General features: G+C 68.3%; 9 protein-coding genes. 1 reads left to right on the forward strand and 8 read right to left on the reverse strand.

The annotated features are described in order from the left end of the window. Positions 1-118: 118 nt before the first annotated feature. Positions 119-1,372, forward strand: a complete 1,254-nt coding sequence (locus tag Q3Y56_RS00105) for a PLP-dependent aminotransferase family protein (RefSeq protein WP_304459962.1) — start codon at positions 119-121, stop codon at positions 1,370-1,372. Between the two features lie 15 nt (positions 1,373-1,387). Here Q3Y56_RS00105 and mpaM read toward each other — a convergent pair whose 3' ends face one another. From mpaM to Q3Y56_RS00145, 8 genes are all read right to left on the reverse strand, one after another. Beyond that, complete coding sequence (mpaM, locus tag Q3Y56_RS00110) at positions 1,388-2,209, reverse strand: daptide-type RiPP biosynthesis methyltransferase (RefSeq protein WP_304459963.1); 822 nt, start codon at positions 2,207-2,209, stop codon at positions 1,388-1,390. A gap of 113 nt (positions 2,210-2,322) precedes the next feature. Next, entirely contained in the window at positions 2,323-3,396 is a 1,074-nt protein-coding gene (locus Q3Y56_RS00115; RefSeq protein ID WP_304459964.1) for a hypothetical protein, read from the reverse strand. A 105-nt stretch (positions 3,397-3,501) separates the two neighbouring features. Then, entirely contained in the window at positions 3,502-4,980 is a 1,479-nt protein-coding gene (locus Q3Y56_RS00120; protein WP_304459965.1) for a tryptophan 7-halogenase, read from the reverse strand. 96 nt (positions 4,981-5,076) lie between these two features. Continuing rightward, entirely contained in the window at positions 5,077-6,297 is a 1,221-nt protein-coding gene (locus Q3Y56_RS00125; RefSeq protein WP_304459966.1) for a cytochrome P450, read from the reverse strand. A gap of 132 nt (positions 6,298-6,429) precedes the next feature. Continuing rightward, the gene (locus tag Q3Y56_RS00130; RefSeq protein ID WP_304459967.1) at positions 6,430-7,626 is read right to left on the reverse strand and encodes a cytochrome P450; all 1,197 of its coding nucleotides are present in this window, start codon (positions 7,624-7,626) and stop codon (positions 6,430-6,432) included. A 46-nt stretch (positions 7,627-7,672) separates the two neighbouring features. Further along, a complete protein-coding gene (locus Q3Y56_RS00135) occupies positions 7,673-8,824 on the reverse strand; it encodes a cytochrome P450 (protein ID WP_304459968.1) in 1,152 nt (383 codons plus the stop codon). 170 nt (positions 8,825-8,994) lie between these two features. Beyond that, complete coding sequence (locus Q3Y56_RS00140) at positions 8,995-9,204, reverse strand: MbtH family protein (protein WP_304459969.1); 210 nt, start codon at positions 9,202-9,204, stop codon at positions 8,995-8,997. After that, a complete protein-coding gene (locus Q3Y56_RS00145; protein WP_304459970.1) occupies positions 9,201-14,789 on the reverse strand; it encodes a non-ribosomal peptide synthetase in 5,589 nt (1,862 codons plus the stop codon). The genes Q3Y56_RS00140 and Q3Y56_RS00145 overlap by 4 nt, the downstream gene beginning before the upstream one ends. Positions 14,790-14,797: the final 8 nt, after the last annotated feature.

Raw genomic sequence — 14,797 nt, forward strand, 5'->3', positions numbered from 1 at the left:
GGCGCATATCAGCGAGAATCGCCATCAATTTGCGTCCACGGCCGCTGCTTGACATCTCGACCGGGTATGGAAAACCCTAGCATTCATGGATTCATACGGTCTTTCCTCGCGCTTGAGCATGGAAACTCTGCACAGCTCGCTCGCCGATCCTGCTATCTCGTCGATGAACCTGCTCAATGAGCTGATCGGCGAATATCCTGCGGCCATTTCCATGGCGGCGGGCCGCCCGTACGAAGAGTTTTTCGACGTCCGCCTCATCCACGAGTACATCGACGCCTACTGCGACCACCTTCGGAGCGACCGGGAGCTGGACGAGGCGGAGGTCACCCGCACGCTCTTCCAGTACGGCACCACGAAGGGCGTCATCACCGATCTCATCGCCCGCCACCTCGCCAAGGACGAGGGCATCGAGGCCGCTCCCGAGTCCGTGGTCGTCACCGTGGGCGCGCAGGAGGCCATGTTCCTGCTCTTCCGCACGCTACGGGCCGACGAGCGGGACGTGCTGCTCGCCCCCGCCCCCACCTACGTCGGCCTGACCGGGGCCGCGCTGCTGACCGACACCCCGGTCTGGCCGGTCCGGTCCACCGAGAACGGCATCGACCCCCAGGACCTCGTCCGCCAGCTGAAGCTGGCCGAAGAGCAGGGCAAGCGAGTCCGGGCCTGCTACGTGACGCCCGACTTCGCCAACCCCACCGGCACCAGCATGGACGTGGCCGCCCGCCGCCGGCTCCTTGAGGTCGCCGAGGCGAGCGGCATCCTGCTCCTGGAGGACAACGCGTACGGGGTCTACGGATCCGAGCGCTTGCCCACGCTGAAGGCGCTCGACCGGTCGGGGGCCGTGGTCTACATCGGCTCCTTCGCCAAGACCGGCATGCCCGGCGCCCGGGTCGGCTACGTCGTGGCGGACCAGCACGTGGCCGGGGGCGGTCTGCTCGCCGATCAGCTCTCGAAGCTCAAGGGCATGCTCACGGTGAACACCTCGCCCATCGCGCAAGCGGTGATCGCCGGGAAGCTCCTGCTCAACGACTTCAGTCTGCTCAAGGCCAACGCCAGGGAAATCGCCATCTACCACCGCAACCTCCAGCACACGCTGGGCCAGCTCTCCCGCAGGCTCGGCGGCTGCCCGGGGGTCAGCTGGAACTCGCCGAAGGGCGGGTTCTTCATCACCGTCACCGTGCCCTTCGTCGTCGACGACGAGCTGCTGAAGCACGCCGCCGGCGACTACGGCGTCCTGTTCACCCCGATGCATCACTTCTACGGCGGCAAGGGCGGGTTCCACCAACTCCGGCTCTCGATCAGCCTGCTGACGCCGGAACTGATCGAGGAGGCCGTCTCCCGGCTCGCCGCGTTGATCACCGCGCGGCTCTCCTGAGCCAGGCTCAGCGGGTCATGCGGAATCGCTCCGCAGTGACGCCTCCAGCAGCAGCGCGCCAGGGCCGCCACGCTCCTCGTCGGACCTGAACGAAGTCGGCGCCACCACGTCGAATCCGGCCTCTTCGAGTTCCTGTACCACCTGATCCGCGTCGAGGAGCCTCAAGCGGCTCGTGCAGATGACGAAGGGGTCCAACGTGTCATCGGCAGGGTAGATCGTGATGTCCTGGATCTTCTCCGCCGGTGACCGCCGTGCGTGCAGCACATACCGTCGGCCGCTTCGGCCCGACAGCTCTTGCTGGCGCTCCTGCGACTTCCACATGCCGTTGTCGGCCATGCTGACCAGGAATTTCCCTCCGGGCTCCAGGTGCGCACGAACCGACGCGTACAAGCCAGGCCTGTGGGTGTCGTCCAGGAGGCTGATCGAGCCGTAGCTGATGACCACGGCACCGAAGCGCTTGCCCAGCGCGAAGGCGCCCATGTCTCCCTGCACCACAGTGCACCGGTCCCGAAGGTCCGCCGGCGCGGATGCCAACTCCTTCCGGAGGGTGTCGATCATCGTGGTCGACAGCTCAAGTGCGGTGACCTCGAAGCCGAGCTTCAGGAAAGGGAACGTCAGCCGACCCGTTCCGGCAGCGAGTTCCAGCACCGACCCGGACCCAGGAGGAATGCGGGCGGCCATCTCCCGTACTTCCGAGGCGCCGTCCGCCTCCAGCATCAGGTCGACTCCGAGATCCTCGTCGTAGAAACTGCGCAGCACGCCTCGCTCCCCCACAGAGGCCAGCAAAGCGTCCGCGCGCGCGGTCCGGACCGGTCCATGCTCCAGCTGATTACTCATACGGCTGACCTCCTGGTAGGCATCCATCTCAGGGACGAGTGGGTTGTTGACGACGTCGCGGTCACCGCGGCCGGGCAGCCCGGTGCGGCAGTGGAACCATCACTTCGTGCAGTTCAGCGGTCGATCATTTCTCGGACGAGGCGGCGCGAATGCGGCTGCTGTGCCAGCTGGTCGAAGTCGGCCAGCCGGTCCGCCGGCGTCCACGCGCGCAGCATGTCCAGATACTGCTTCTCCACCACAGGCGCCGCGTAGTGCGTGTCGGCGTAGCGGGCAAGTTCTGGAGCACGCTCGCGCGCGGTGTCGGCAAGGGCTCGGAATTCCTCGCGCGAGAGACTCTCGAAGTCAGGCACGAGGACAAGACCAGGGAAGATGTCGTTCGTCGCGCACTCGGCTCGTCGAGCCAGCGTCGGCACGCCGAGTCCGACGGCTTCCGAAAGCATGCGCCCCCACGAGTCGCTGACCGAGTTCACCAGCATGACGTCGACTGCCCGATAGAAGGAGCACATCCACTCCCACTGGCGATACGCGCCCATGTGCACATGAATCCGGTGGGACGAGTCCACCCCTGCCGCCTGTTCCCAGCGGCGGCGGACGGATTCCTCCGTCACACCGGGCTCGTCCGGTATGACACAACACAGGAGATGGGTTTTCGGATCCTGGATGTTGCGGAGGAACCACACAGCGATCTCGTCGATGCCCTTGGCCGGATGCAGCATTCCTCCGGCACCCAGCAGCGTGTCGCCTGCATCAAGGTTCAAGTCGGCTCGCAGGGCTTCGGGCGAGGCACCTTCGACGGGTACTTTCTGGGCTATCGGGACGATGCCGAAATCCAGCTCGCGAAGCATGGGAATGTCCTGGTGAAGCAGCTCCCGATTCCGTTGCGTGAACGTGTACGGATGCACCAGGTGTCCGAGGTTCAGCAGCTCCTTGGTATACGTTGCCGGGTGCGCGTCGGGGGACATCGGGATCCGATCGAACGGGGTGCTGTCCCCCCAGTGCTCCAGCTTCCACAGGATCAACTGCCCAGGCGGCAGGTGCCGCAGCACCGACAGGTGGCGCTGGAAGAGGTTCGAGATCCTCAGCCAGAGCGGGGCTTGCTGGGCAATACCTTCCGCGATTTCTTCGTCAGGCCGGAGGTCCCGCCCGAGCTGATCGAACTCAAGGGCCAGAATCTTCCAATTGCCCATCGTGAACCCACTCTCTCACGTAACGACGAATACCGATCGGATCAGCTCTGCTCAACGCGCGATCGACGAACGCCACGGTCGGCGAATCGAGGAAGCGCGGAGCCCTCACGCCTGCTGGTAGGGCTGCCATTTCATGCCGTCGGGTGAGGACACGAGGCCGCCGGGGAAGAGCGGCAGCTCGGGCTCGGCATCCTCGCCGAGCAGCGCCTTCATCTGCACCTGGCCGGCCTCCTGCATCGCCTGCCTGACCACCTGTGACTTGAACATCGGCACCATGTTTTCCTGGTCGCCGCCTGCCATCTGATCCACGGCCGCGGCGAACTCGGCGCTGCGCTCGGCTATCCTGTCCGCCGCCGTCAGCGCCGTCTCGCCGGACGACACCCCGCCGATCAGCTCCACGAACGACTCACTGTCGGTGGCGCTCCGGTTGTTCGTGACCTTCTTGGCCTGCCAGAAGTACGAGTCCTCGTTCACGTTCATCTGGTAGAACGACATGAGGAACTCGTAGAACACCTGGTACTCGCGGCGATACCGCGCCTCGAACTCGGTCAGTACCGTCTTCTCGTCCAGCTCGCCCGCGAGGACGCTGTTGATCGACCGGGCAGCGAGCAGCGCGCTGTAGGTCGCCAGATGCACCCCGGAAGAGAACACCGGGTCCACGAAGCAGGCGGCGTCGCCGACCAGGACCATCCCGGTCCGCCAGAAGTTCGTCTGCTGGTAGGAGTAGTCCTTGCGGATCCGCAGTTCCCCGTATTTTCCGGTCGTTACCCGGGTGGCGTCCGACAGATAGTCCGAAATCATCGGGCACTCGGCGATCAAGGCATTGAGGGCCTTCTCCCGATCTCCCTGGACCTTCTCGGCGTCCTCCCTGCGCACGACCGCTCCGACGCTGGTCAACGTGTCGCTCAGCGGGATGTACCAGAACCAGCCGCTGTCGAAGGCCACGCTCAGGATGTTGCCCGAGGCCGGCTCGGGCAGCCGCTTACCGCCCTCGAAGTATCCGAACAGCGCCAGGCTGCGGAAGAACTCCGAATAGTTCCGCGTGCCGCCGACGTTGCCGTACAGCCGGCTCTTGTTGCCCGAGGCGTCCACCACGAAGCGCGCCGACACCGCACGCTCACTGCCCTCGGGGTCGGTGTAGCGCACACCGGTGACACGGTCGCCGTCTTCCACCACGTCGGTGACCGCGCACCCCTCCCGCACGACGACACCCTTGCGTTTGGCGTTGTTCAACAGGATCTCGTCGAATCGCGCCCGCTCAACCTGGTAGGCGTACGACGTCGATCCGGCCATCCGGGCGGAGATGCCGAAGTGGAACGTCCACGGCTCCGGGCGGGCGCCCCAGCGGAACGTGCCACCGCGCTTCATCGGGAACCCGGCACCGGCCAGTTCGTCCGTGACGCCGAGCAGCCGGCACACGCCGTGCACCGTGGCAGGCAACAACGACTCGCCGATCTGGTACCGGGGGAAGTTCTCCTTCTCAAGGAGCAGCACCCGATGGCCCTGCATGGCCACGAGTGTGGCCACGGTCGAACCGCCCGGCCCTCCACCAGCCACCACTACATCGAATTCTTCGACCGACATGTCGCCACCATTCCCTCTGTTGCGGGCCAATTCATTACGGCTAGTTCTATGAGCGTGCGCCGCTCGATCGCCATCCTCGCTCGCTGCCCTCGACCGCTACCAAGTCACGGGCACCTGATCCGGGCAGTCGACGAAAGCGTTTCGATACTTCACTTCCCCGATGGGCACTGCGAGGCGCAGCTCCGGGAACCGTCGCCAGAGGCTCTGATAGGAAATGCGCAGCATCGCCCTTGCCAACGCCGCGCCTACGCAGTAATGGATGCCGTGCCCGAATCCGACGTCCGAGACCGGTTCACGGCCTGCGTCGACGACGTTGGGATTCGGCGTCAGCGCCTCATCCCGGTTGGCCATGAGGACCGAACACAGCACATAGTCCCCGGCCTTGATCAACTGCCCGTCGATGACCACGTCCTTGAGGGCCAGGCGGGGATTCGGTCCCTGCACGGGCGACAGATATCGCACCAGTTCGGTGACCAGGCGATCGGCCTTCTCACGGCCCGCGAAAAGCAACGGTATTTGGCCGGGGTTGTCCAGGAGCGCGACGACCCCGAAGCCGATCATTCCCGCGACGGTCTCGACACCACCGAGGATCAGCGCCATGCACAGGCCCTTCAACTCCTCGTCCGTGATGTTGTCCCCGTGCTCTTGCACGACCATGCCGAGGAGCCCGTCGCCGGGTTCCTTCCGCTGCCGGGTGATCAGGTTGTCCAGGTACCGGTTGAACGCCGCGCTGTCGGCGGCCCTCGCCTTGAGCCCGCGGCTCAGATCGACGTTCCGCCTGAGCCGCCGGACGAACTCGCGCCGGTCGTCGCGCGGGATGCCGAGCAGCTCGCACAGAACGCCCGCGCCGATCGGATCGGCGAAGTCCCGCTGGACGTCCGCGGGTGCTCCCGCGGCTTCCATCATGTCGAGCCGATCGTCGATGAGGCCTTGTATGTTGGGCTCCATCTTGCGGATGCGCCGGACCGTGAACTCCGGTGTCAGCATCTTCCGCAGGCGCGTGTGCTCGGGCGGATCGTACGTCGATATCTGTCCGACGAACTGGGGCTCTATGCGTTCCGCTGTCTCGCCCTGGATGAACCGGGGCCGGGTCGTGAAATTCTCGTGATCGCCCAGTATCCTGCGCACGACGTCGTAACCGAAGGCCTGCCAAACATATTCTCTGCCCAACTGCTCGGACGCCTCACCGGCAATACGGAAAAGCGGGCCATGCGCTCTGAGGTCGAAGTTGTCTGCATGCGGATCGCAATGCGTTCGCATCTTGAAGTTCGCGGGCTCCCGTAAGAGTGGCGCGACCTCATCGGTATCTGGACTCATGCCGAGTGGAATCTCCTTCACTGACCGGGATTCCCGGTGAGTTCACCTCGCCCACGCTGCCGCCTCAGTTTCATCTGTCATCGGGCGGGACGTCCAGCGCCGGACGTGGACAAATGCGGCTGCCGCGGACGGTCACCAGGCGACCATCAGCTCCGTCAGTCCATAGGCGGGGGTGGTCAAGCGGAACATGTTCTCCTGGGCGGGATCCGCGAGCCGCAGCCCGGGAAATCGCCGCCACAGAGCGGTATAGACCGTCTGCAATTCGAGGCGGGCCAGAGCAGCTCCCAGGCAATGGTGGACGCCGTGCCCGAACGCGACGTGCGGGGCGGGCTCGCGCGTGACGTCGAGACGGTTCGGATCCGGTGTCAGGGCGGGGTCGCGGTTGGCCGCAGGAAGCGAGCAGATGACGCTCTCCCCCTTCTTGATCACCTGGTCCCCGATGGTGACGTCCTCCATGGCGATGCGGGGCGTCGGGGAGTAAGTGACCGTCAGGTAGCGGATCAGCTCGTCGACCGCCCGTCGCGCCGACCGTTCGTCGCCTTGGAACGCGGCGATCTGCTCGGGGTGGCGCAGCAGCGCAAGGACGCCAAGGCCGATCATTCCGGAGATGTTGTCGTCGCCGGCCAGCATCACCTGGACGCAGAAGCCCCTCAGCTCCTCGTCCGTGGCCGCGTCGCCGTGTTCGGCGACGACGGCTCCGATCAGCCCCTCGCCCGGGTCCTTCCGTTCCCTGGCGATCATCGCCAACAGGTAGCGGGAGAACGCCTCGCCGGCCGCCGCCCGCCTCTTCTGGCTTCGCGAGGCGTCGAGATGAGCGTGACACAGCCGCAGGAACATCACCCGGTCGTCCTTGGGCACGCCGATCAGCTCGCACAGCACGGCCCCGGGCACCTCCTCGGCGACGAACTCGATCAGATCCGCGGGGGATCCCGCCTGCTCCATGGCATCGAGGCGCTCGGTCACGATCTGTTCGATGGAGGGCTGGAGACGCTGCATCTTGCGCAGCGTGAAGCCGGGAGTCAGCTTCTGCCGCATCCGGGTGTGCTCCGGCGGGTCGTAGTCCATCAGGTTGCCGACCAGCTCGCGCGGCCGGAAGATGCCCTCCCCGCCGACCTCGTCCCGCCGGTCCCAGCGGCGCCGTGTGCTGAACCTCTTGTGATCGCCCATCACCTGTCGGACGACCGCGTGCGTGGTCGCCATCCAGCGGGTCTCGGCGTCCGCTCCGGATCCCGAGGTGACCCTCGTCAGCGGTCCCGCGGCGAGCAGTTCGTCCGCCGGATCGAGGCCCTGTCTGCGAATGTGGACGGGGCGCTCGTCGTCAGCAGTCAACGGGAAGCTCCTTCCCTGCCATCGGTTCTCCTCCTGCGATCCGGCGCTACCAGTCGAGCCACAGGGCTTCCACGTTGAGCGGCGGCTGCCCCAACTTGATCTCGCGGTCCGGTTCGGCGAGCCGCAGCGTCGGAAAGCGGCGTGCCAGAGCCGGAATCGCCACCCGGAACACCATCTCGGCCAGCGACCGGCCGAGGCAGTGGTGGATGCCGTGCCCGAACGCGACATGCGCGGGCTTCTCCCTGGTGATGTCGAACCGGTCGTCCGGGCCTGGGAAGTTCCGGCGGTTCGCGGCAAGGAACGAGGGCGTGACGGTGTCACCTGCCTTGATGGGACACCCACTGATGCGCACGTCCTCCAACGCGATGCGCGGAGTGGTCTTCTCGTCGCTGGTGATGTAGCGGACCACCTCGTCCAGCCAGTCCGGCACGGTCTCCGGCCTGTCCCGCAGCACGGCGAACTGCTCGGGCTCCTCGACCATCAGCCACGCGGCCGCCGCGAGGAAGCGCGCCACCTGGTCCCCGCCCGCGCCCATGACGAACGCGGCCACTCCGATCAGCTCCGCGTCGGTGATCTCGTCGCCGTGCTCGCGCACCACGACGCCGAACAGGTCGTCACCGGGATCGCGGCGGGTACGCGTCACGACCTGGTTCATGTACGCCCAGAACTTGTTTCCCGCCGCCAGGCGCCGCTTACCCGACCGTTCGGCCCGGCTGGCGTGCAGGGCACGGGAAAGCTCCGCCTGATCATCACGTGAAATGCCGACGAAGTCGCAGGTCACCGTCGTCGCGATGGGCCACCCGAAACGCGGGACGAAGTCCACGGGGCCACCGGTGGACTCGATGTCGTCGAGGGTGGCCTCGACGATCTTCTCGACCTGCGGCTGGAACCCCTGTATCCGCCGGATGGCGAAGGGGCCCGTCACCATCCGGCGCAGACGCGTGTGCTCCGGTGGATCGTACTGAGTGAGGAAGCCGGGGAAGATGAAACCGGCCGCGGTGCCCCGGTAGAGCAGCTTGGAGCTGAACTTGTCCGAGCCGAGAACCTGCCGGATCTCGTCGTACCCGGCGGCAAGCCACGCGGTCCGCCCTTCGGGGGCGTCCTCGACGCCCAGTACGGCCATGGGGCCCTCGGCCATCAAGGCGCGTAACTCCGGCACCGGATCGAACCGGTCCCGCCGGTGTATGTCCAAGCCCACGTGAACGTTGATGTCTTCGAAGGTGCCCCGGACAACCTCGTTCTCATCGAGCACTGCACAGGTCCTTTCGCCTCGTCCCGCCCTCGGATGCGGAAGTGGTGGTCACGAGCCGGTTGGACGGGCGTGGAGCCCGTCCAACCGTCCGCATTGAGCGGCTGGACACCTTCGTCTCAGGCGCCGACTTCCTGGATGAGGCTCTTCGGCCGGAGGTCCTTCCAGTTCTCCTCGACGTAGTCGAGGCACTCCTGACGGGTGGCCTCACCGTGGACACGGGTCCAGCCGGCGGGCACTTCCGCGAAGGCCGGCCAGAGGGAGTGCTGGCCCTCGTGGTTGACCAGCACGAAGAAGGAGCCCTCGTCGTCGTCGAACGGGTTGCTCATCGTTGTGTCCTTTCGCTTTTCTGTCGGGAACGGAGCTTCTCGGAGACGATGGCTCCAATCTGGGCCAGCGCCGCGGGTTGCACCAAGTCGTAGTGGTTGGACGGGATCTCGTGGGCCTCGATGGTTCCGGTGGTGAAGTCCTTCCAGCTGGCTATGGCCTCCGGTACGGGCAGATGCGCCGGCCGCTCCTTCGAGGCGACGAAGAGCAGGATGTCGCCGGTGAAGGGCGAGGCGGTGTGCCGCGGCCCGACCTCCCACAGGTTGCGCATCACCGCTTCGAGGCGCTCCTTGACGCCGGGCCCCTGGACCAGTCCACCGGCGAGTTCCAGGTACTGCTCCTTGCGCTTTTGCACGGCCTCCTCGTCGCGCATGGCTTCTTCGCTGACCGTGCCGGTCGCGTTGCGCCCCATGTAGACGGGATAGGCGTCGAGCAGGGCCAGCAGTCCGACCTCCTCCCCTTCCGCCTCGATCAGCGCGGCCATCGCCTGCGCGATCCGCCCGCCGAGGGACCAGCCGAGGAGGTGGTACGGCCCGGTCGGCTGCACGGCCCGGATGTGCTCCAGGTAGTCGTCCGCCATCTCCTCGACGCTTTCGGGGAGGGGTTCGGTACGGGCCAAGCCGCGCGCCTGCACTCCGTACACCGGCTGGTTCACCGGAAGGTGCCGCAGCAACGGCTGGTAGTTCCAGCTCAGGCCGCCGCTCGCGTGGAGGCAGAACAGGGGCGGGCGGTCACCGGCGGCTTGCAGCGGCAGCAGGACCTCGTAGTCACCCGTCTTCACCGAACGGGTCGAGCGCCGCCGCTCACCCAGGACGACCAGGGTCTTGGAGGAGGTCTTCCGGGCGAGCAGGCCCGTGCGCAGCATCTGATGGCCCGGAGTTCCGAACGGGCAGGGCAGGGTGGACCGACCGTCCTTGCCCGCGTCCACCGCCGGCCCGGTGACGTACAGGTCGCCCACGGCCCCCGGCGCGACCGGGCTCAGCTGGTCGTCGAGCAGGAGCGCGCCGAGCGGGCCGTCATCGGCCAGGCCGGCGAGCGCCTGGGGCACGGCCCCCGACCACCGCGCCGGTGCGATGACCGGGCGGCTGCGTTCGACGTCGTCCAGGCAGATGTCCAGGTCGCTGATCCGCCGCCGGGGGTCCTCCGCCACCTGTTCCAGGACGCGGACCAGGCGCCGGGCGACCGACTCGGCCGTGTCCCGCTCGAACAGGTCGGTGGCGTAGCGGAGGAGGCCTTCGATGCACTCCTCGTCGTCGAGGCGCTCGGTGAGCTTGAACGCGAGATCCAGCTCCATGGCCTCGGCCCCGCCGGGTTCGACATCGGTGCGCAGGCCCGGCAGTTCCCTCGCGTCCCAGGTGCCGAGCCCTTCCTCCAGCACCTCGAGGCCCACCTGGAACACGGGGTGGCGGGAGAGCGAGGCGGGCAGGCCGAGGAGTTCGGCGAGCCGCTCGAAGGGCACGTCCAGGTGCTCCTGCGCGGCCCGGAGCGCTTCCTGTACGCGGGCGACGACTTCCAGGAAGGTCGGGTCGCCCGAGACTTCCGTCCGCAGGGCGACCGGCCGGGCGAACGGCCCGATCATCGGCTCCAGGTCGATGAGGTCCTCGTCCCGGGGCAGCGTCGTGCCGATCACCAGGTCGTGGCCCGCGCCCAGTTTCGTCAGCAGCATGGCGAGCGCGGCGTGCACCACCTGGAAGGCATCCGCGCCGGCCGGCTCCGCCGCGTCCATCAACCGGGCGTACGGGTCCGCGTCCAGCCGCAGTTCGACCGTCCCGGTCCGGCGCGACGGGACGGCCGGCCGCGGGCGGTCGAACGGCAGCACCGTCTCCCCGTCGATGCCGGCCAGGTTGTCCCGCCAGAAGGCGACCTGCTCGTGGGGCAGGCTGCCCGGCTCGTTCTCGTCCGCGAGCAGTCGCTGCTCCCACATCGCGTAGTCGGCGAACTGCACGGCCAGGGGCGCGCGCTCCGGGGCCCGGCCCTCGCGCCGCGCGCCGTAGGCGGCCGCCAGGTCGCGGAAGAACACGTCCAGCGAGTCGTCGTCGGCGAGAATCCGGTGCACCTGTAGGTGCAGCACGTGTTCCTTCTCCGCGAGTGCGAACAGCTCACATCGCCACGGCACGTCCTTGGTGAGGTCGAACGCCGACTCGCGCCGCTCGGCGAGCAGCCCGGGAAGATCTTCCTCGGTGGCCGGGACGGGGGTCAGCTCGACCGTGAGGCCGTCTTGGATGTGCTGGTGGACGCTCTGTGCGTCGCCGGGGAAGGTCGTACGGAAGATCTCGTGCCGGGCCGCGACGTCGCCGAGCGCCGCCGCGAGGGCGGGCACGTCCAGTCGGCCGCGCAGGCGCAGGGCGACCGACGTGTGCAGGCCGGCCGTGTCCTTCCCGGGGTCGGCAAGGAGCCAGGCGCGCAGCTGTCGGGTGGTGAGCGGCACCCGGTCCGGCCGCTGGGCTGCTTCCAGCGCGGGGCGTGACTTCGCGGCGAGCATCCTCGCCAGGCCCGCGGGTGTCGGCGAGGAGAACAGCTGCCGGATGGGCAGATCCGCACCGAGTTCCTCACGGATCCGCGCGATGAGCCGCATGGCGAGCGCCGAACTCCCGCCGAGGTCGTGGAAGGTGTCGTCGCCGCCCACGTGGTCGACGCCGAGGATCTCGGAGAACAGGGCGCACAGCACCTTCTCGGTCTCGCTCTCCGGCGCCTTCTGCGAGGCGTGTCCCGCGAGGTCCGGGACGGGCAGGGCCCGGCGGTCCACCTTGCCGTGGGCGGTGACCGGCAGGCCGGGCAGGGCGACGACCGCCATCGGCACCATGTACGCGGGCAGGACCTGGGCCATGTGCCGCCGGATCTGTGCCGCCCCCGCGTCGCTGCCGTCGGAGACGAAGTAGCCCACCAGGCGCTTCTCGCCCGGCCTGTCCTCTCGTGCCACGACGACGGCCTCGACCACCCCGGGCTGGACCGCGAGGACGGCCTCCACCTCGCCCAGCTCCACCCGGTAGCCGCGGATCTTCACTTGGTCGTCGGCGCGGCCGATGAACACCACCTCGCCATCCTTGTTCCAGCGCGCCAGGTCGCCGGTGCGGTACATCGGTTCCCCGGCGAGGAAGGGGCACGCCACGAACCGCTCGGCGGTCAGGCCCGGGCTTGTGAGGTATCCGCGGGCAAGGCCGGTGCCGGCGATGTACAGCTCGCCGGTCACTCCCGGCGCGACCGGGCGCAGGAAGGCGTCGAGGATGTAGATCTTGCGGTTGGTCATGGGGCGGCCGACCGGCAGCTCCGGCCCGAGTTCCTCGCCGGGCTCGATCGGCTTCCACGTCGCGCACAGGGTGGTCTCGGTCGGCCCGTAGGTGTTCCGCACCCGCAGGGCGGGCTGGGCCCGCCGCAGGTTCTGCACCGACTGGGCGGGGACCACGTCGCCGCCGGTGCCGATCTCGACCAGACCGGCGAAGCACTCCGGGGACGTCTCCGCCAGGGCGCGGAAGCTGCCGGCGGTGAGGTGGACGGCGGTCGCGCCGCGTGCGACGGCCTGGCGTACCCCGGCCGCGTCCAGCACGCCCGGCTCGGTGAGCAGGACGCGGCCGCCCATGGCGAGCGGCACCCACATCGCGTAGAGCGAGGGGTCGAAGACGTGCGTCGCGTGCATCAGCACGCCGTCGCCCGGGCCGATCCGCCAACCGGCGTCTCCGGCCAGGCCGGCCACGGCCCCGTGGGGGATGCCTACGCCCTTGGGCAGGCCGGTGGATCCGGAGGTGTACATCACGTACGCCAGGTCGTCGGCGCTCGGCCGGGTCTCCGGCGCCGTGGCGGCACAGCCGTCGACGGCTGCCCGGGTCTCGGGCGCGTCGAGGACGATCGCGCCGTCCGGTGCGACTCCGCTGGTCGCCTCTGTGCACAGGACGGTGGAGGCGGCGGAGTCGTCGAGAATGAACGCGATCCGCTCGGCCGGGTACTCGATGTCCACCGGGACGTACGCCGCGCCTGTCTTCCAGATCGCCAGGAACGCGATCAGCAGGTCCGGCGACCTGTCCATGGCCACGCCGATCCGGTCGCCGCGGCCGATGCCACGACCGGCGAGGTAGTGGGCAAGCCGGTTCGAGGCCCGGTCGACCTCGGCGTAGCTCAGGTCCGCGCCGCCCGCGTCGGTGAGCGCCACCGCGTCCGGGGCCGCGGCCACCCGCCGCGTGAACATCTCGACCACGGATTCTCCGGGCACCGGGCCCGCGGTCGCGTTCCATTCGTCCACCACGAGGGCGCGCTCGGCCTCGCTCAGCAGCGTCAGGCGGCCGACGAGCACATCGGGCTCGGCGGCCAGCCGCTCCAGCACGCGGGCCAGCGCGCCCACGACCGATTCGGCGACCGCGCGGTCGAACAGGCCCCGGTCGTAGTCCAGGATGAGCGGCATCTGCTCGCCGGGTCCTGTGATCAGGGTGAACGGGTAGTGCGAGGAGTTGCGCCCCCGCTTCAGCGGGCGCAGGGTCAGGCCCTCGTCGGGCGCCTGGCCGAGTCCCTTGCGAGGGAAGTTCTCGTAGATGATGAGCGTGTCGAAGACCGCTCCGGGTCCGGCGACGGCCAGCACGTCCTGCAGGCCGAGGTGGTGGTGGGCCATGAGTGCCGACTGGTCGCGCTGAAGCTCGGCGAACAGCTCGACGGCCCGCCGCCCGCCGTCGAGCCGGACCCGTACCGGCAGGGTGTTAAGCAGCTGGCCGACCATCGACTCCACACCGGCGAGGTCGCCAGGGCGCCCGGAGGCGGTGGCGCCGAACACCACGTCGGTACGGCCGGCCAGTTGCGCCAGGACGACGGCCCACGCGCCTTGCACGATGCTGTTCAGGGTGAGGCCGTGCCCGCGGGCCAGCCCGGCCAGCTCTTCTGTCAGCTGCGGGGACAGCTCGATCATCGCCGTGTCGATGTCCGGCACGCGGGTGAGGTCGGCCGGGGCGACCGTGGTGGGCGTGTCGAGGCCCGCGAACTCCTTCCGCCAGGCCGCCTTGGCCGCCTCCATGTCCTGCCGGCCCAGCCAGGCGAGGTAGTCCCGGTAGGGCACGGTGGGCGGGAGTGCGGACGCGTCCCCGTTCGCCGCGTAGATCGCGGCCAGTTCGCGGTGGATGACGGGCATCGACCAGCCGTCCACCAGCACGTGGTGAAGGGTGTGCACGAGCCGGTGACGCTCCGGGCCGAGCCGGATCAGGTGCAGTTTCATCAGCGGCGCCGTCTCGATGTGCAGCCGCTGGGCCACCTCGTCGGCGGCCAGGCGGTCCACCTCGCTGTCGGCCACGTCGTGCGGCAGCCCGGAAAGATCCGTCTCGCGCCAGGGGATCTCGGCGTCCCGTGCGATGACCTGCACCATCTGTGCGCCGCTGACATAGCGGAAACAGGCTCGCAGCGCGGCGTGCCGGTCCACGACGGCCTGCCACGACGCCCTCAGCCGGGCGGCGTCCAGCGGGCCGTCGATGCCGTACACGGTCTGCACGGTGTAGGTGTCGGGACCGTCGTGGTCAAGTGCGGTGTGATACAGCATCCCTTCTTGCAGCGGCGAAAGGGGCCAGACGTCCTCCACGCTGGAACGGGGCTTCGGGCGAGTGCCGTCAACGGTCACAATCTTGC

The organism is Streptomyces sp. XD-27 (assembly GCF_030553055.1).
Lineage (GTDB): Bacteria > Actinomycetota > Actinomycetes > Streptomycetales > Streptomycetaceae > Streptomyces.